The sequence below is a fragment of the Methylopila capsulata genome (assembly GCF_016907975.1).
GTDB lineage: Bacteria > Pseudomonadota > Alphaproteobacteria > Rhizobiales > Methylopilaceae > Methylopila > Methylopila capsulata.
In genome coordinates this window covers 443343-460970 of record NZ_JAFBCY010000003.1, presented here as the reverse complement: position 1 = coordinate 460970, position 17628 = coordinate 443343, and the positions used below count along the sequence as shown (strand labels likewise).

Below are 17628 nucleotides of genomic sequence, written 5' to 3'. Positions count from 1 at the left end.
GGCTCGCGACGCGGCGCGCTCGACCGCCTCGCCGAACCCATTCGAGGGTCAGTCTTCAACGCCGAGACGCTTCAGCCCGGCGCGGGCTTCGTCCTCGGCGGGATCGAGCTCGAGCGCGCGCCTGTAGGCGCCGATGGCCTCGTCGCGCCGTCCCAGGGCTTCGAGCGCATGCGCGCGGGTGTCATGGGCGAACGCGGCCTGCGGGTCCTTCGAAAGGGCGAGGTCCGCGCTGTAGAGCGCATCCGCGGCGCGGCCGAGCTTGACCAGGACCCAGCCCTTCAGGTTGTGCGCGCGAACGTCGTCGACGCCGCGCGCCAGGGCCTGATCGATGTCGCCGAGGGCAGCGGCGTAGTCCTCGGCGCGGGCCCGAAGCGTCGCGCGCTCGAAGAAGGCGGGGCCGAGCTGGGCCTGCCCGATGTCGATGACGGCGCTCAGATCCGCAAGCGCGCCCTGCGCATCTCCCTTCAGCCGCTTGAACTTGGCGCGCTCGAACAGCATTGCGCCGGGATTGCCGGCGTCCAGCCGCATCGCCTGATCGAGATCGCCGACCGCGCGGTCGAACTCGCTGAGCCGGGCATGGACGAACGCGCGGGACCAGTAGAGCCGGGGTTCGCGTTGGTTCCGTGCGATCAGCGCGTCGTAGTCGCCGAGAGCCAGCCTGAGCTCGCCCTGCTTCGCCAGCAGCTCGGCGCGCCGACGCCGCGCGTCCTCGCTGTCCGGCGCCAGGGCGACGGCTCTGTCCAGGCTCTTCAGCGCGTCGCCCGGCTGGCCGCGTCCCGCCAGCACGGCGCCCCGCACGGAGAGCCCAGCGGCGGAATTCGGATCGAGCGCCAGCGCCGCCTCGCTGTCGGCCGCCGCCCCGTCGAGATCGCCGCGTTCGAGGCGCGCCCGGGCGCGTTCGGCGAGCGGATGCGGATTGGCCGGCGCGCGTTTGATCGCGTCGTCCAGGTCCAGCAGGGCGCGCGGCAGATCGCCGGCGAGACGATAGGCCTCCGCACGGCCGAGATAGGCGGAGACGTCGTCGGGGCGCAGGCGCAGCAGGAGAGTGTAGTCCGTTACGGCGCGCGCGGGGTCGTCCAGCCGCAGCATCGCCTGGGCGCGCAGCTGCAGCGCCTCGGCCGATCCGGGCGCGACCTGAAGCGTCTGGGTGAACTCGGAGACGGCCTTCTGCGTCTCGCCCTTCAGCCAGAGCGTCTTGCCGCGTTTGAGATGAACATTGGGATCCTGCGGCGCGAGCCGGACCGCCTCATCGAAATCCTTGAGCGCCTCGTCGAGCCTGTTCTGCTCGGTCAGGAGCACGCCGCGATTGTACCGGGCGTTGGCGAACGTCGGCGCGAGCGCGATCGCCTTGTCGAAATCGGCGGCCGCGCCGGCGAAATCCTTCTTGAGGAACAGGGCGGCGCCGCGGTTGTCGTAGGCCTCGAAGAAATCCGCCTTCAGCTTGATGGCCTGGGTGAAGTCCGAGATGGCGAGGTCGAGTTCGCCGCCGTCGGCGTAATCGACGCCGCGATTGAAGTAATGCAGCGAATTCTTCGGATCGCGCGCGATGATCTGGCCATAGTCGGCGATTGCACGCTCGCGCTCGCCCTTGTAAGAGTAGGCCACCGCGCGGTTGGACACGTAGCGCAGATTGTCGGGATCGAGGGCGATCGCCGCATTGAGTTCCTGGATGCTCCGTTCCTGATCGCCGCGCGCGCGGAAGAGATCGGCGAGCCGGCCATGGGCCCGCGCCCGCACGGTCGGGGTTTCGCGCGCGTTGGCGGCCGCCGCCCGGCAATGCTTCCAGAGCCGCGCCTCGTCGGAGACGGCGAAGCAGTTGCGCGCGTCACGGCCGACCTGAGCCTGGGCTTGTCCGCTCGCGATCACCGAGACGAACAAGGCCGCCAGTGCGGCGAGGCGCCCGGTCAGCGTCAGCCGTTCGGACATCCCTGCGCCTCCGTCGCCGTAACGCCGCCGCGCGCCGGCGGGCGGGGCCGCCAGCGGCCGGCCATCTCCTGAGCCTTGCGCAAACGGGCCGGCGGCATCGTCTGACGCAGCCTCTCCAGCGCCGCGCGCGCGGCGTCGCCGGCCGGCTGCGCGGCGGCCAGCGTCAGCCACATCGCGGCCTGGGCGGGGTCCGCCGGCGCATGGGCGCCGTCGCGCAGGGCTATGCCGAGATTGGTCTGCCCGTCGACGTTCCCGCGCTCGGCGGCGAGCCGGTAAAGCCGCAGGGCCTCGGCGTGGTTTTGCGGCGCGACCGTGCCGCGCTCGTACAACACGCCAAGCGCGTTGAGGGCGTGCGGGAAGTCCTGATCCGCCGCCTTGACGAACCATTGGAGCGCGACCGCGTCGTCGCGCGCCACGCCCTCGCCGCGCGCGTAGCGGAGGCCGAGATTGTACTGCGCCGTGGCGTCGCCCGCTTCGGCCGCCTGGCGATAGAGCGCGATCGCAGCGGTCAGATTGGCAGGGGCGCCCACGCCGCGTTGATACGCATATGCGAGCGCGGTCCGCGCGGGCGCGCAGCCGGTCGCCGCAGCCTTGCGCAGCCAGTCCAGCGCGGCTTCAGGGGCCGCGTCGACGCCGCGCCCGCTTTGGAGAAGGCTGGCGAGGGCGATCTGGGCGTTGATGTGCCCCTGTTCGGCGGCCTGACGCATCAGAGCCGCGGCGCGCGCGTCGGTTTCGGAGCCGGCCTGCCTCTTCAACAGAAGAGCCGAGAGATTGTACTGCGCCACCATCTGGCCTGCGGCGGCCGCCCGCGCATACAGGGCTTCGGCGCGGCTCGGGTCGGCCTTGACGCCGTCGCCACGCTCGAAGGCGGCGGCGAGATTGTTCACGGCGGGCCAATGATCCAGGGCCGCGGCCCGCTCATAATAGCCGAGCGCGCGCCGTTGATCGCGCCCGACGCCGTCGCCGGTCTGATAGGCCTTCCCCAGCTCGAACAAAGCTGCGGCGTCGCCCGCCTCGGCGCGCCGGCGAAGATCCGCGCCGTCACCGCCAAGGGACGGTTGGCAAAGGCACAGCAGGAGGGCGAAGACCACGGGCGCCACGCGCCACATGGCCGGACAGATGATCATGAGCCGGGACATTTGAGCTTGGAAATGAATCCCCCTGGCGACGCGCGATCATAGGCGACGCTGCGGCGCCGCGGGTACGCCTGTAGCAGATTTTCCGCCTCCAACCCCAGCCAGGCGCTTCAGGAACTCGAGGAGATCGTCGACGAAGGTGAAGATCACCGGGATCACGAGGAGGCTAAGGAATGTGGAGGCCAGCAGGCCGCCGATCACCACGACGGCCATGGGCTGACGGAAGCTCGAGTCGCCGCCGCTGAGGCTCATGGCGACGGGGAGCATCCCGCAGCCCATCGCGATGGTGGTCATCACGATCGGCCGCGCACGCTTGTGGCAGGCGTCGACCAGCGCCTCGAACCGGTCCATCCCGGCGCGGCGGGCCATGATCGCGTATTCGACCAGCAGGATCGAGTTCTTGGTGACGACCCCCATCAGCATCAGCAGCCCGATCACGGCCGGCATCGAGAAGCTTGTGCCGGTCGCGACCAGGGGGATGAGCGCCCCGCCGAGGGACAGCGGCAAGGCCGTCAGGATCGTCACGGGCTGAAGGAAGTCGTGGAACAGCAACACCAGCACGGCGTAAATGCAGAACACGCCGATCGCCATGGCGACGCCGAAGCTCGAGAACAGCTCGGAGCTGCGTTGAAGCTCCCCCTGCTCCACGAGCCTCACCCCCTGAGGAAGGGTCTTGAACGCCGGGAGGGCGCGCGCCTCGCCGTAGACGTCGCCAAGGATGCGCCCGTTGAGTTCGACCGAGAGGGTTACGTTCCGAGCGCGGTCGATGCGGTTGATCTTCGAAGGGCTCCCGCCGATCCAGATGTCCGCGATCGAGCCGAGATCGACGCTTCCGTTCGCGCCGCTGACGCGCAGGTTGGCGATGTCGGCAAGCGTCGTGCGGGTCTGCTGGTCGAACCGAACACGGATCGAAAGGCGGCGCTGCGGCAGATTGAATTTCGGCATGGAGACCGAATACTCGCCGTTCGTGGCGACCCGGACCGCCTCGGAGATCGCTTCCGACGTGACGCCGAGGGCTGCGGCGCGCGCGAAATCGGGGGTGATCTGAATCTCGGGCGCCTGCAGCGCCGCGCTGGAGGTGACCGCCCCGATCCCCCGAAGCGTCCTCAACTGCTCCTCGACCGCCGCGCCGGCGGCGTCGACCGCGTCGGCGTCGTCGCTCGCGAGCGTGATGTCGAGCTTCGTCCCGTTGCCGCCTTTGCCGATCTCGAAGCGCACGCCCGGCAGGGCGGCGAGCGCGCGCCGCATGTCGTTCTCGATCTCGAACTGCTTGCGGTCACGTTCGGAGATCGGGGTCAGGTCGACCGTCAGCGTCGCGGCCGTGACATCGGCGATCGTGGAGGCGTCCAGCCCTCCGCCGGAGGACGTGTTCCCGACGGCCGCGAAAACACCGGTGACGTCCGGGACCGCGCGGAGGATCTTCGAGGCCCGCCGCGTCATCTCGTCGGTCTGTTCGATCGTGGCGCCCGGCTGCAGGGTCAGCGTCACCTGCGTCTGCGACGTGTCGGAGGCCGGGATGAAACCGGACTTCAGGAGCGGGACCATCGACAGCGAGAGGCCGAGGAACACGCAGACGCCGAGCATCGTCAGCCTCCGGCGGCCAAGGCAGCCCTTCATCAGCGCCATATAGGCCGTCATGATCCGGCCGTCCCTTTGCTCGACAGGGCGCCCCTTCATCATGTGGGCGGCCATCATCGGGGTGAGCAGCCGGGCGACGAGCAGAGAGGCCAGAACCGCGACGGAGGCCGTCACGCCGAACTGCCGGAAGATGAGGCCGGGAATACCGCTCATGAACGCCGTCGGCAGGAAGACGGCGACCAGCGTGAAGGTGGTGGCGATGACTGCGAGGCCGATCTCGTCGGCCGCCTCCAGCGCCGCCTCCATTGGGCGTTTCCCCATCTGGATGTGGCGCGCGATGTTCTCGACCTCGACGATGGCGTCGTCGACCAGGATGCCCACGACGAGCGACAGCGCGAGAAGCGTCACGGTGTTGAGGCTGTAGTCCGCAAGATGCATCACGAGGAAGGTCGGGATGACCGACAGCGGCAGCGCGACCGCGGACAGCAAGGTCGCCCGCCAGTCGCGCAGGAACAGCCAGACCACGACGACGGCGAGCACGGCGCCTTCGAGAAGCATCTCCATCGAAGCGTCGTAGTTCTCGACGATCGGCCCGACGGTGCTGAAGGCGGTCTCGATCTGCGCGTCGGGATTGGCGGACGCGAACTGCCTGACCGCCTGCTCGACCTGCGCCGCGACCGCCGTGTCCGAGAAGCCGTTCGAGCGCTTCACCTCGACCGCAACGACGGGCCGTCCGTCGAGATAAGCAAGCGAGGCGCGGTCGGAGTGACCGTCCCGGACCTCGCCGATCTCGTCGAGACGCACCTGTCTGCCGCTGGGGAGCGGGATGGCGATGGCTTTCAGCTCGTCCAGCGTGGCGACCGCGCCGAGCGTGCGGATCGACTGGCGGCCGCCGCCCACCTCGGCGCGCCCGCCGGAGGTGTTGGACTGGACCGCGTTCAGGCGGGAGGAGACGGTCTCGGCCGTGATCCCGAGCGAGCCCATCACCTGCGGGGATAGGTCGAGATGGATCTCGCGGTCCACGCCGCCGATCCGAGAGACCGCGCCGACGCCCGGAACCGAAAGCAGCGCCCTCGTCATATCGTTGTCGACGAACCACGAGAGCTCGGTTTCATCGAGCCGGCTCGAGCGGAGCGCGTAGGTCACAAGGGCCGCGTTCTGGACGGTGACCTTGGTCACGCTCGGCGAGACCATCTGCGCCGGGAGTTCGGCCGTCACGCCGTCGACGGCGTTGCGAACCTCGTTCAGCGCCTCCTCGCTGGCCTTCTCGAGCTTGAAGGATGCGCTGATCGAGACCGAGCCGTCCGTGATCGTCGTCGTGATGTGGTCGAGCAGCGTCAGCGAGGCCAAGCTGTCCTCGATGACGCGCGCGACCTCGGTCTCGAGCTGCGCCGGGGCGGCCCCCTCGAGGGTCGCCGCGATCTTGATCGTCGGCAGGTCCATGTCCGGGAAGTTCTGGACCGAGAGCTTCTCGAACGAGAGCAGCCCGAGGACGGTCAGCAGCGCAAACAGAAGGATCGCCGGGACCGGGTTCTTGATCGACCAGGCGGAGAAATTCATGGAACCTCCCCCTCGACCTTGACGACCGCGTTGTCGGACAGGAACGCGGCGCCGGACTTCACGACGTCCGCAGAGCGGTCGAGGCCGGACAGGATCTCCACCTCGCCGCCAGTGCGGCGGCCGACCTCGACGCGTATCCGCCGGACGCGGCGATCGGGATGGAGCACGAACAGATAGGTGAGGCCGTCCCGGAACATGAGCGCGGTCTCCGGCACGGTGAGCGCATCCGTCGTCCGAAGCTCGATCTCTCCCGTCGCATAGAGGCCGATCTTCGGGCGGTCCTCGCCCGAGAGCGAGACGTAAACGATCGCGCGGCCCGTGTCGGCGCTCACCGAAGGAGCGACCAGTCGCACCTCGCCGGCGATCCTTCGCCCGTCGGGGCCGGCGATCGACGCCGCCAAGCCCCGCTCGACCCTCGGCAGGTAGCGCGCGGAGACCTCCGCCTGCCATTCGACGCGGCTTTGGCGGACGAAGCGGAAGAGTTCCGTGCCCGGAGACACCACCGTCCCGAGCTGCGCCGAGCGAGACGTGACGAAACCGTCGTCGGGCGCGGTGATCGTCGTCTGATCGACCTTGATCTGCTGACTCTCGAGGGCGGCCTCCTCGGACTTGAGGCTCGCCGCCGCGGTCTGCTCGATGTTGAGGTAGTCCGCGATTTTCTCCTCGGACAGCGCGCCGCTGCCGCGCATTCTCCGGGCGCGGTCGGCGTTGGCCTTGGCTTTGGCGAGGTTCGCCTGCGCCGTCTCGATCGCAGCCCGTTGCTTTCGGAGGTCCGCCAGTACGGTTTCCTGCGCGAGCCGCGCCACTGGCTGCCCCTTCGCGACGACCGACCCCACATCGACGAGGACGTCGGTGATCCGCACCCCGCTGGCCTCCGAGGCGATGATCGCTTCTTGCCACGGCTTCAGCCAGCCGCTCGCGGGCGCCGTCTCGGCCCAGCGGCGTTCGAAGGGCTTCACGGTGGAGACCGTCAGGGCGGCCGCGGCCTGGCCGTCCTGCGCGCTCGCCAGCTCACAGGTCGCCGCGGCGACGAGCAAGGCGGCGGCTGCGCTGAGAACGATGGCGCGCTTCATCGAACGGCTCCTGCGGCCTTGACGGTTTTGATCGGGGCGCGCGCCGGCCTTCCAGCCGACTTCGAACGTCCGGGCGAACATGGCGCCGCTCGGCGTTAAGCGCTGTCAAGGCAATGTAAAGTTCGGTAAAATCGGGTGTCCGGGCGATCGTTCATGCGGTATAGGCTCTGCTGGCCAAGTATCGGATCTGCCCAGGTAACGGATCTGCGGAATGGACCGGGTTCTGCTGATCGACGACGATGTCGAGCTCACCACGCTGCTCAAGGAGTATCTGGTCGAGGAGGGCTTCGACGTGTCGACGGCGGAGGATGGCCGGGCCGCGGTCGGCCTCGCGATCTCGAATGCGGTCGATATCGTCGTGCTCGACGTCATGATGCCGAAGATGAATGGGATCGAGGTGCTCCAGCGCATCCGACGCTCGAGCGAGGTCCCTGTGCTCATGCTCACCGCCAAAGGCGACGACGCCGACCGTATCGCCGGTCTGAACCTCGGGGCCGACGATTACGTGCCGAAGCCTTGTTCTCCTGGCGAACTGGCGGCGAGGCTGCGCGCGATCCTGCGACGGGCCGCGAAGGTCGCGCCCAATGCGGCCTCCGAGGTCGTGCGGGCCGGATCCTTGACCATGCGTCCGGCTGGCAGGACCGTGGAGTGGCGGGGCGAACCGCTGGAGCTGACCGGAACCGAATTCTGCCTGCTCGAGGTCCTCGCGCGAGACGCTGGTCGGCTCGTTTCAAAGCAGGAGATCTCCCGGCGCGCCTTTGGGCGGCCGCTGACCGCCTTCGACCGCCGGATCGACGTTCACATCAGCAGCGTCCGTCAAAAGCTGGGCGCCCGTGACGATGGTCAGCCCTGGATCCAGTCGGTGCGCGGACAGGGCTACCAGCTGCTGCAGGATCGGTGATGCGCCGCCTGTTCTGGAAGTTCTTCTTCACCATCTGGATCTGCATCACCGCCTCGATCGTCGTGCTGTTCGCTTTCAACACCGTCTTCCAGATCTCGCCGTTCTTGCGGGAGGTCGAACGGGGTCGCCGGGAGTTCGCCCTGGACGCCGCCGCCCGCCTGCTTGAACGCGACGGGAGGGGGGCGGCGGACGCTTTTGTCGCCCTGGCCGCCCAAATGCCGAACCCGGTGGCTCTCACCATCGCGCCGAGCGGCGTTGCGGACGCCTGCGCGACGGCGAAGCCGGACGAGCGGGCGGTCGTGCGCGGCGGCGCATGTCACCGGATCAGCGCGCGATGGGACGTCCCGGACGTCGTGGCCGAGATCTGGCCGAAGCTCCTGCCGTGGCTGTCGGCCCTCCTCGCGGCCGCCGCGGCCGCCTACGGTCTCGCGCGTCACCTCATCCGTCCCGTGGTGGATATAAGGGTCGGCTTGAACGCCTTGGCGCATGGACGCTTCGACGTCCGGATCGCCGACAAGATGGGCGGCCGGCGGGATGAGGTGTCGGAGTTGGCGCACGATCTCGACGCGAGCGCCGCTCGGCTCGAGGATTTTCAAAGAACGCAACGACGCCTCTTCCACGACGTCTCGCACGAGCTGCGGTCGCCGCTCTCGCGGCTTCAGGCCGCGATGGGCGTGCTTCAGCAGAACCCGGGCAAACTCGGCTCGATGATGGACCGCATGGGCCGCGAGGTGGATCGGATAGACAGCCTCGTTGGCGAGATCCTCACCCTCGCGCGGCTGTCGGACGGGTCGAAGAGCGCAATCGCGCGTCAGCGGATCGACGTCCTGGACCTGATCAACGACATCGTGGCCGACGCCGTTTTCGAAGCCGAGTCGCGCGGCGTGCGGGTGTCCCACGACGGCGCCCCGTCGTTCGTGGCCGAGGTGAACGGCGAACTGATCTACCGGGCCATCGAGAATGTCATCCGCAACGCGATCAAGTACACCTCCGACGGATCGCGGGTGATGGTCCGATCCGAGGTGGCGGGCGACACGCTGCTCATCCGCGTCACGGACGAGGGCCGGGGCGTAAAGCCGTCGGAGCTTCAGCGCATCTTCCAGCCGTTCTCCCGCGGGGCCGAGGCGGACGCGGAGGGTTTCGGCTTGGGCCTCGCGATCGCGAAACAGGCGATCGAGCGCCATGGCGGACGCGCCGACGCCGCCGTCGCAGACGCCGGAGGACTGACGGTGACGCTGTCGATCCCCCGCAACGAGGCTGCACGGAACGGCGCCTGAGGCTGGCTGCGTTTGCTGGCGCGGCGATTCCGCCAGCCACTGGCGCGGGGGCGGGCTGGCGACGTTCCCAAAATTGCCGATCGTGCGGAGCCGCGCAGGTTCAGGACAGGCCTTTGGAAACGAAAGATTGGAAGTTTCCGAGCGGTAGACGTTATGTCCAACGGGGCGTCGTGGCGGATGATGCTGTCTCAAGGCAGATGAGATGGCATTATTCATAATAATTCTAATTACAGAAACACTACAAAATTTGACCTGACGATTTCGTGAGTGTCTAACGCTCCCGTTCAGTCGGGGTGTTTCGCATGCTTGGAACGGTAGGGACGGGGGCGCCGGGGCGCGCGCGATCGTGGGCGGCTGCGCTCGTCGTAGGGCTCGGCGGCGGCGCAATGGCGGCGTCGGCGGGGCTGGCGCAGGAGAGCGGCGGGGCGGTCGCGCTGCCCGAGATCGACGTCGTGGGGCAGGGCGCCCAGGGCTCCAATCCCGAAAGCCCGATCAAGGCCGAGGGCTACGTCGCCAAAAGCAGCGTCGTCGGCGCGAAGACCCAGACGCCGCTGGCCGAGGTTCCGCAGTCGATCTCGACTGTCACCCGCCAGCAGCTTGACGACCGCAACGTCCAGAGTCTGACCGCCGCCGTGAACTACACGGCCGGCGTGCGCACCAACACCTCCGGCTTCGAGCCGCGGTTCGACAGCTTCTTCGTGCGCGGCTTCGACCAGACCTATGGCGGCCTGTTCCGCGACGGCCTGCGGGAGCAGAACGCGCCGTTCGCGATCTTCAAGGCCGAGCCCTACGGCCTCGAGGGCGTCAGCATTCTCAAGGGGCCGGCCTCGGCGCTCTACGGCGGCGGGTCGCCCGGCGGCGTCATCGACATGACCACGAAGCGCCCGACCTTCGAGCCGTTCGGCGAGGTGGAAGGCCAGTTCGGCAACAACGACCGCTACCAGGGGCAGTTCGACCTCGGCGGGCCGGCGGGGGCGGACGGGACCTTCGCCTATCGCTTCACCGGCCTGTTCCGAAAGAGCGAGACCGATTTCCCTGGCGTGCCGGACGACAAGGTCTACATCGCGCCCGCCTTCACCTGGAAGAGCGACGACACCAAGTTCACGCTTCTGGCGGAGTATTCCCACATCAAGACGGGCACAAACCTCGCCTATTACAACGATGTTGTGGACGGGCACGCCCATGTCACGAAGATTCTGTCGGGCGATCCGTCGTTCAACGCGATGCTGCAGGATCAGGCTCGCCTCGGCTACGAGTTCGAGCACACGTTCTCGCCCGCGGTGACCTTCCGCCAGAACTTCCGCTACGCGCATATAGACGTCGACGCGGAGTACATCGACATCGACACAGGCGCGATAACGCCCGGCGTAACAGAGGTCGGCCGCACCGCCGGCGCCATCGCCGACCGGCTCGACTCCTTCGCGCTCGACAACCAGGTCGAGCTGAAGGCGACGACGGGCGCGATCGGCCACACGCTGCTCGCCGGCGTCGACGTTCAATACGCAGACCTCACCGACAAGACCGGCAGCGCGAGCTCGACCGATCATCCCGAGTGGGTGTCGCCGCTTCCGCTCGACCCAATCAAGTACGGCGGCCACATCTACTCACCGGACGACACCGACACCAACCTGCGGCAGAAGCAGAGGCAGGTCGGCCTCTATGCGCAAGACCAGCTGAAGCTCGGCCAGTTCGTGGCGACGCTTGGCCTGCGGCACGACTGGGTGAGGACAAAGAGCTTCATTCGTCCGACGGAAGCAAACGGCTACGAGGCAGACGAGCTGACGCAGCCTGACAAGAAGCTGACGGGAAGGGCGGGCCTGACCTACCTCGGGCCATATGGCATCAGCCCTTATGTGAGCTATGCGACGTCGTTCGCCTCCACGCTCGGCGTGACGACCTACGGGCTCGTCGAGCCCCTGAAGCCGACGACCGGAGAGCAGGTCGAAGCCGGCGTGAAGTTCGCGCCGCCGGGCTACAACGCGGTCGTCACCGCCTCTGTGTTCGACATCACGCAGAAGAACATGGTGCAGACTGTCGGGCAGATCACGAAGCAGATCGGCGAGGTGACCGCCAAGGGCTTCGAGCTCGAGGCCACCGGCTCCCTCGACAACGGCCTGTCCTTCACAGCCGCCTACGCCTATCTCGACCAGAAGATCGTGAAGGGCGACGTGGGCGAAGCGACGCCCGAGAACCCCATCCCAACGAGCACCACCGGCAACCGCCCCTCGGCGATCCCGGCCCATTCGGCATCGCTCTGGGTCACCTATGACTTCCGGCCCGACACGGCGCTCGACGGTCTGAGTCTCGGCGGCGGCGCTCGGTACACCGGCGAAACCTGGGCCGACAACGAAAACAGCTTCAAGAACAAGTCGTCCCTGCTGTTCGACGCGGTCGCGAAGCTGCAGCTCGAACGGATCGATCCGAAGCTGAAGGGCGCAAGCCTGCAGCTGAACGCCCGCAACCTCTTCGACAAGACGGTCACCACCTGTCAGGAGGGCTTCTGCTACCGCGACGAGGGCCGGCAGGTCATCGCCAGCCTGCGCTACCGCTGGTAATCGTCGCGGGGCGCCGCGCTGGCCTCTGCGGGGTTCGTCTATTGGCGGCGTTTGAGAGCGCTCGGTGAGCCACGTCAGCGGATGTCGCGGGGGTCGATCTCGAGCGAGAGGCCGGGACCGGCGTCGAACAGCACGTAATAGCCGCCCGTCGGCGGCTTGAACGACAGCGTCGAATCCGCGCCGAACCTCATGCGCGAGAGCGTCGTTCCGTCGTCCGCGACGACCTCCAGCGCGGCTCCTTCGGCGGTCTCGCCGTCGGAGAAGCCGGCGCGGCAGACGATGGCGTCGGCCTGCTTGCGGCATAGGCAAAAGGGATAGTCCGCAAGGGCGGGCGTCGTCCCTGTGAGCGCGGCGACGAGCCCGACGATGGGCGCGCGGGTCATCGCCGGCGCCGCCCGGCGAGCCACGCGACCGTCGAGGGCGAGGCGTCGGCCAGCGGCAGCGACGTCTGCTCGATCGATCCGTCCCACCCCTCGAAGGTCAGCCAGAGCTCGCTGTCGCCGGTCGCTGTCTCCGGCGCCGCCACCCCCGCCATCTGGCGGTAGGGCGCGCCGGCGAACAGCGCGCCGGCCGAGCGGATCGAGCGCGGCTCGCCGATCTTGGCGTAGGCCGCCCGTACCTCGTCGATCGCTGCGCCTTCGAGCGCGAGCGTGAAGGTCTTGATCGGCCCGGCGGCCCCCTCGATCACAGGCGGGCCGAGGTCGAGTTCGGCCAGACGCGCCTTCCAGCGTCCGAGCCGCAGCACCCCGATCTCCCGCTCGCCGAGCCCGACGGCGCCGCCCTCGAGGTCGAGCCGCTGGAAGTAGCCGGGCGCGAAGCCGATCGGCACGAGCAGCATCAGGGCGCAGACATGAAACCGCCAGCGGCGCCGGCCTCCGGGGAGCGCGATCATTCCGCGGGCTCCGGAAACGGGCCGGCGACCCGGATGTCGCGCACCAGCGCCCTGGTGGCGCCGGCGGTGCGCTTCGCCCAGATCATCATGCCGGAGAACACCAGGCCTGTGAGCAGGACGCCGAACAGGAAGTAAACGAGCTTCAGCCAGAGCCCGGCGAAGTCGCCGACATGGAGCGGGCGCATGCTCTCAGTCACGAGCTCGAGCGCGGTGCGGTCGGAGACCATGCGCGACTGTGCGACCTCGTTCGAATAGGGGTTGACCTTGGCCTCCTCGAAGATCAGCGGGTAGGCGCCGCGGCCGTAAACCGTGACATGGCCATAGGCCGATTCCGGCGCTTCGATGTAGCCCGGCGCGAAGTCCGGGTGCTTCGCGCGGATGGCCGCGATCGCGGCGTCGATGCTGGGCTCCGGCGGCGCCTCGCTTCGCGCCACGTTCGGCGCGGCCTCCCGCGCGATGACCAGCGGCGGCCTGACGGGCGCCACGGTCACGGCGTTGGCGTATAGGATCGCCTCGATCAGGAACCACAGCGCGGTGGTCGACATGATCGCGATGAACGGGATCGACCAGACCGCGACGAGCCGGTGGAGATCGCCCCAGAACACGCGGCGGCCTTTCGAGAGCCGGAGACGCGGCCGGAGATAGAGCCGCCAGAACTTCTTGTGCACGACGATCCCGGTGACGAGCGAGCCCATCAGCGGGATGGAGAGCGCCGAGACAGCGTACCAGCCGATCGCGTAGCCGCCGTCGAACGGCGTCAGCAGCCAGCCGTGCAGGGCGCGGATGAAGGCGCGGAAATCGAACCAGCCTTGCTCGCCCTGGATCGTCCCGTCGTAGGGGTTCACGAAGAAGGTCCGCGTCTCGCCGTCGGGCGTCGCCGCCTCGACGATCAGCGCGAACTCCGGCTTCACCGGCTGAGTCATCTCGTGGAGCCGCGCGCCCGGCCGCTGCTCCGCGATCCGCGCCATCACCTCGTCATAGCCGAGCGGGCGGGCGTCGGCGGACGGCGGGTTCGCCCGCGTCGCGGGGTCGACGAGCCACATGATCTCCTGGCTGATCGTGGCGATGGAGCCCGTCAGGCAGACGAAGAACAGGAACCCCCAGATGGGCAGGCCCAACCAGCTGTGCGCGACGAACCACAGGCGTCGGGACGAAGGAGCGTGGGCCATGCGAAATTGCGCCTCAGCGGAGCGTTCGTCGGTGGTTCCGCTAAATTGATCTGGTGGTCAAGCGTCCGTGATCGGCGCCGCGCCGCCGGAACAGCGAACGGGACGCCGGCGAGCGTCGTGGCGGCGCGTTCCCTGGCGTCGCCGGAGCGGTCTCAGACGGATTGCGTCGCCAGGCTGCGCCAGATCATGTAGCCGGCGACGACGAAGATCATGAGCGCGAATGCGACGTTCAACGCGCCCTTCACCGCGGCGAGCCGGCATGCGGCCTTCGCGCCGAGCCATCCGCCGAGGACGCCTCCGCAGACGAAGATCAGCGCGAGCGGCCAATCGACAAAACCGGAAACGGCGTAATTCACCGCGGTCGTCAGCCCGAACGCCGCGACGGCGACGAGCGACGAGCCGATCGCCGTCAGCGTCGGCATTCCGGTCGAGGCGATGAGGCCGGGCACGATCAGAAATCCGCCGCCGATGCCGAAGAAGCCCGAAAACATGCCTGTGGCCGCGCCGTAGCCCAGCACCTTGGGGGCTTTCTCGCGCGTGCACTCCGAATTCTGATCGCCGAGATGTCCACGTCCTCGCAGCATCAGCGCGCCGACAGCGATCATCACGATGGCGAACATCAGCAACAGCTTCTGTCCGTCGATGGCCTTTCCGGCCGTCGAGCCGACCAGCGCGCCAACGATTCCGGCCAGGCTGAACAATCCCGCGCAACGCCATTTCACGTTGCCGCGGCGAGCGTGGGCGAAGAGGCTCGACCCCGCGTTCGCCGCGACCGCGAAGGCGCTGGTGCCGATCGCCATGTGCGCGCTCGGCACGCCGACGAGATAGACCATCAGCGGCACCGCCAGGATCGATCCGCCGCCGCCGAACAGCCCGAGCGTCAACCCGACAAGGCCGCCGGACACGCCGCCGATCGCATACTGAAGCGGATCGAGCGTCATAGCGGCCGCGCCCCTATTCGGCCGCCGCGGGCGACTTGCGCCTGGGCTTCGCCATCGGCTCGCGGCCCTTGAGCATGGCCTTCCAGTAGATCTCGGGGAGCACGCGCTCCTTGAGCAGCCAGGCCGCCTTCGACGGCTTCAGGTCGTCGATGAACCATTTGGGGAAGCTCGGCATGCGCTTCCCGCCATAGCCGAACTCCGCAAGGATCACCTTGCCGCGCTCGACCGTCAGCGGGCAGGAGCCATAGCCGTCATAGACCGCCTCATGAGGCTCTTCGAGCGCTCCCATGTCTCGCAGCAGGTTCACGGCGACGACCGGCGCCATCTTGCGGGCCGCGGCCGCGGTCTTGGCGTTCGCGGCGCCGCTGACGTCGCCCAGACCGTAGACGTCGGGGTAGCGGACGTGACGCAGCGTCGCCGGGTCGAGGTCGAGCCAGCCGGCCTCATTCGCGAGCGGAGAGGACGTCACGATGTCCGGCGGAGACTGCGGCGGCGTCACATGGATCATATCGAAGGCGCGTTCGACGACTGAGCTCTCGCCGTCCTTCCCCGTGACCTTGAACCAGGCCCGCTTCGCTGGTCCGTCGATGCGAATGAGGTTGTGACCGAAGGACAGCTGAATGCCGTACTTGTTCACGTACTCCATGAGCGGCGGCACGTAGTCCGCGACGCCGAAGAGCACGGGGCCCGCGTTCAGGAACTCGACCTTCGCGCCGCTCAGGACGCCTTGGCGCATCCACTGGTCGCAGGACAGGTACATCGCCTTCTGCGGCGCGCCGGCGCATTTGATCGGCATCGGCGGCTGGGTGAAGAGCGCCGTCCCGCCGCGGAAGCCCTTCACCAGCTCCCATGTGTAGGGCGCGAGATCGTAGCGGTAGTTGGACGTGACGCCGTTCTTTCCGAGCGTCTGCTCCAGGCCTTCGACGCCGCCCCAGTTCAACCTCAGCCCCGGCGCGACGATCAGCTTCGTGTAGCTGACCGTCCGGCCGCCCTCGAGGAGGACGGTCTTGTTCTGCGGGTCGAAACCAGCGGCCGCGGCCTTGATCCAGCGCGCTCCTCGAGGAATGACCGAGGCCATCTCCTTGCGCGTGTCGCTTGCCTGGAAGACGCCGCCGCCGACGAGGGTCCAGCCCGGCTGGTAGTAGTGAACCTCGGCCGGCTCGACGATCGCGATGTCGAGCCCTGGTTTTCGGGCCAGCATGCTGGCTGCGACCGCGATCCCCCCGGCGCCGCCGCCGACGATCACCACATCGTGACGTTCCGCGGAGCGCTCCGCCAGGGCGGCGCCGGTCTTTATCCGCTGCGCCAGGCTGGACAGGTCGTAGCCGGCCGCGTTCGCCCTTTGCAGGATCTCGTCCGTCGAGCGCCTTCCCGCCTGGGACAGCGCCCACAGCGTGGCCGTGCGGGTCCCCGACCGGCAGAAACCGAGCGTCGGCTTCGGCAGCGTCGCCATCAGCGTCCCGAAGGCGGCGACGTCGTCGTCGCTGATCTTGCCGATCTCGATCGGCAGATACCTTGCTTCCAGACCGGCGCGCCTCGCCGCTGCGTCGATCTCCGCGAACCTCGGTTGATCGGGGCCTTCGCCGTCGGGCCGGTTGACGATGATGGACCGGAACCCCGCGGCCTTCGCCTCGGCGATCTCGGCGACGGCGAGTTGCGCGCTCACCGACAGATCGTCGGTCAGTCTTTTCGCCTGCATCGGAAGTCTCCTTTGAACCGACCGGCCTGGCGCCGGTTTCGCCGCCGTCAGAGGCCGTTGATCGGGACCTTGAGGTAGCGTTTGCCGTCGCTCTCGGGCTTCGGCAGTTCGCCGGCCTTCATGTTCACCTGGAGCGAGGGGATGATGAGCTTCGGCATGTCGAGCGTCGCGTCGCGCTTGGTCCGCATGGCGACGAACTCGTCTTCGGTCACGCCTCTGCGGACGTGGATGTTGTGCGCGAGTTCCTCGGCGACCGTCGTCTGGTTTTTGATCTCGCGACCGTTCGGTCCGTAGTCGTGGCACATGAACAGCCGCGTCTCCGGCGGCAGCGCGAGCACCTTCTGAATCGAATGGAACAGCGTGCGGGCGTCGCCGCCGGGGAAGTCGGCGCGCGCCGTGCCGCCGTCGGGCATGAAGAGCGTATCGCCGACGAAGGCGGCGTCGCCGATCACGTAGGTAAGGCATGCCGGCGTGTGCCCGGGCGTATGCAAGACCCGGCCGTCGAGGTCGCCGATCGCGAAGCTGTCGCCGTCCTGGAACAGCCGGTCGAACTGAGACCCGTCGCGCTGAAACTCGCTGCCTTCGTTGAAGACCTTGCCGAAGGTCTCCTGGACGACGCGGATGTTCGCGCCGATCGCGACCAGGCCCCCGACCGCCTGCTGGATGTAGGGAGCGGCGGACAGGTGATCGGCGTGGACATGAGTCTCGAGCAGCCACTCCACTGTCAGGCCGCGACCCCGGACGTGATCGATGATCGCGTCCGCGGACTGGTGGCTGACGCGGCCCGACGCATAGTCGAAGTCGAGCACGCTATCGACGATGGCGCAGGATGAACTGCCGGGATCCTTCACCACGTAGGAAAAGGTATTGGTTGGCGGATCGAAGAACGTCGTGACGTCCGGACGGTCGTGCATGATTGTT

Annotated in this window: 13 protein-coding genes; 3 read left to right on the top strand and 10 right to left on the bottom strand. The window is 68.1% G+C overall.

All coding sequences use genetic code 11. The annotated features are described in order from the left end of the window. Positions 1 to 48: 48 nt before the first annotated feature. From JOD31_RS13400 to JOD31_RS13385, 4 genes are read right to left on the bottom strand one after another with little or no spacing between them, the layout of a single operon-like run. The gene (locus JOD31_RS13400; protein ID WP_204950841.1) at positions 49 to 1926 is read right to left on the bottom strand and encodes a tetratricopeptide repeat protein; all 1878 of its coding nucleotides are present in this window, start codon (positions 1924 to 1926) and stop codon (positions 49 to 51) included. Further along, positions 1911 to 3053 (bottom strand): SEL1-like repeat protein, encoded by a 1143-nt coding sequence (locus JOD31_RS13395; RefSeq protein WP_204950840.1) that lies wholly within the window; start codon positions 3051 to 3053, stop codon positions 1911 to 1913. Before JOD31_RS13395 ends, JOD31_RS13400 begins: the two co-directional genes overlap by 16 nt. Before the next feature lie 48 nt (positions 3054 to 3101). Continuing rightward, a complete protein-coding gene (locus JOD31_RS13390; protein ID WP_204950839.1) occupies positions 3102 to 6200 on the bottom strand; it encodes an efflux RND transporter permease subunit in 3099 nt (1032 codons plus the stop codon). Beyond that, positions 6197 to 7273, bottom strand: a complete 1077-nt coding sequence (locus JOD31_RS13385; protein WP_204950838.1) for an efflux RND transporter periplasmic adaptor subunit — start codon at positions 7271 to 7273, stop codon at positions 6197 to 6199. Before JOD31_RS13385 ends, JOD31_RS13390 begins: the two co-directional genes overlap by 4 nt. 211 nt (positions 7274 to 7484) lie before the next feature. Here JOD31_RS13385 and JOD31_RS13380 point away from each other — a divergent pair, with 211 nt between their 5' ends. From JOD31_RS13380 to JOD31_RS13370, 3 genes are all read left to right on the top strand, one after another. Continuing rightward, a complete protein-coding gene (locus JOD31_RS13380; RefSeq protein ID WP_204950837.1) occupies positions 7485 to 8174 on the top strand; it encodes a response regulator transcription factor in 690 nt (229 codons plus the stop codon). Beyond that, positions 8174 to 9451, top strand: a complete 1278-nt coding sequence (locus JOD31_RS13375) for a HAMP domain-containing sensor histidine kinase (protein ID WP_204950836.1) — start codon at positions 8174 to 8176, stop codon at positions 9449 to 9451. The genes JOD31_RS13380 and JOD31_RS13375 overlap by 1 nt, the downstream gene beginning before the upstream one ends. Before the next feature lie 386 nt (positions 9452 to 9837). After that, positions 9838 to 12006 carry a TonB-dependent siderophore receptor gene (locus JOD31_RS13370; protein ID WP_204950835.1) on the top strand — a complete coding sequence of 723 codons (2169 nt, stop codon included), beginning with the start codon at positions 9838 to 9840 and terminating at the stop codon, positions 12004 to 12006. A gap of 74 nt (positions 12007 to 12080) precedes the next feature. On the opposite strand, the gene JOD31_RS13365 is transcribed toward JOD31_RS13370, so the two are convergent. The 6 genes from JOD31_RS13365 to JOD31_RS13340 form a co-directional block, all read right to left on the bottom strand. Further along, a complete protein-coding gene (locus JOD31_RS13365) occupies positions 12081 to 12389 on the bottom strand; it encodes a hypothetical protein (protein WP_204950834.1) in 309 nt (102 codons plus the stop codon). Beyond that, positions 12386 to 12898, bottom strand: coding sequence for a thiamine pyrophosphate-binding protein (locus tag JOD31_RS13360; protein WP_204950833.1), 513 nt, complete (start codon positions 12896 to 12898; stop codon positions 12386 to 12388). Before JOD31_RS13360 ends, JOD31_RS13365 begins: the two co-directional genes overlap by 4 nt. Further along, entirely contained in the window at positions 12895 to 14067 is a 1173-nt protein-coding gene (locus JOD31_RS13355) for a PepSY-associated TM helix domain-containing protein (protein ID WP_204950832.1), read from the bottom strand. The genes JOD31_RS13360 and JOD31_RS13355 overlap by 4 nt, the downstream gene beginning before the upstream one ends. Before the next feature lie 152 nt (positions 14068 to 14219). Further along, positions 14220 to 15008, bottom strand: coding sequence for a sulfite exporter TauE/SafE family protein (locus JOD31_RS13350; RefSeq protein WP_204950831.1), 789 nt, complete (start codon positions 15006 to 15008; stop codon positions 14220 to 14222). Positions 15009 to 15021: 13 nt separating this feature from the next. Continuing rightward, positions 15022 to 16707: a bifunctional protein tyrosine phosphatase family protein/NAD(P)/FAD-dependent oxidoreductase gene (locus JOD31_RS13345; protein ID WP_204950830.1), complete on the bottom strand. Its 1686-nt coding sequence runs from the start codon at positions 16705 to 16707 to the stop codon at positions 15022 to 15024. Positions 16708 to 16754: 47 nt separating this feature from the next. Next, a complete protein-coding gene (locus JOD31_RS13340) occupies positions 16755 to 17621 on the bottom strand; it encodes an MBL fold metallo-hydrolase (protein WP_246482499.1) in 867 nt (288 codons plus the stop codon). Positions 17622 to 17628 lie beyond the last annotated feature (7 nt).

Excerpts from the sequence above, each read along its gene's own strand:
- JOD31_RS13400 (WP_204950841.1), bottom strand. The coding sequence starts at position 1,926 with ATGTCCGAACGGCTGACGCTGACCGGGCGCCTCGCCGCACTGGCGGCC.
- JOD31_RS13395 (WP_204950840.1), bottom strand. The coding sequence starts at position 3,053 with ATGATCATCTGTCCGGCCATGTGGCGCGTGGCGCCCGTGGTCTTCGCC.
- JOD31_RS13390 (WP_204950839.1), bottom strand. The coding sequence starts at position 6,200 with ATGAATTTCTCCGCCTGGTCGATCAAGAACCCGGTCCCGGCGATCCTT.
- JOD31_RS13385 (WP_204950838.1), bottom strand. The coding sequence starts at position 7,273 with ATGAAGCGCGCCATCGTTCTCAGCGCAGCCGCCGCCTTGCTCGTCGCC.
- JOD31_RS13380 (WP_204950837.1), top strand. The coding sequence starts at position 7,485 with ATGGACCGGGTTCTGCTGATCGACGACGATGTCGAGCTCACCACGCTG.
- JOD31_RS13375 (WP_204950836.1), top strand. The coding sequence starts at position 8,174 with ATGCGCCGCCTGTTCTGGAAGTTCTTCTTCACCATCTGGATCTGCATC.
- JOD31_RS13370 (WP_204950835.1), top strand. The coding sequence starts at position 9,838 with ATGGCGGCGTCGGCGGGGCTGGCGCAGGAGAGCGGCGGGGCGGTCGCG.
- JOD31_RS13365 (WP_204950834.1), bottom strand. The coding sequence starts at position 12,389 with ATGACCCGCGCGCCCATCGTCGGGCTCGTCGCCGCGCTCACAGGGACG.
- JOD31_RS13360 (WP_204950833.1), bottom strand. The coding sequence starts at position 12,898 with ATGATCGCGCTCCCCGGAGGCCGGCGCCGCTGGCGGTTTCATGTCTGC.
- JOD31_RS13355 (WP_204950832.1), bottom strand. The coding sequence starts at position 14,067 with ATGGCCCACGCTCCTTCGTCCCGACGCCTGTGGTTCGTCGCGCACAGC.
- JOD31_RS13350 (WP_204950831.1), bottom strand. The coding sequence starts at position 15,008 with ATGACGCTCGATCCGCTTCAGTATGCGATCGGCGGCGTGTCCGGCGGC.
- JOD31_RS13345 (WP_204950830.1), bottom strand. The coding sequence starts at position 16,707 with ATGCAGGCGAAAAGACTGACCGACGATCTGTCGGTGAGCGCGCAACTC.
- JOD31_RS13340 (WP_246482499.1), bottom strand. The coding sequence starts at position 17,621 with ATGCACGACCGTCCGGACGTCACGACGTTCTTCGATCCGCCAACCAAT.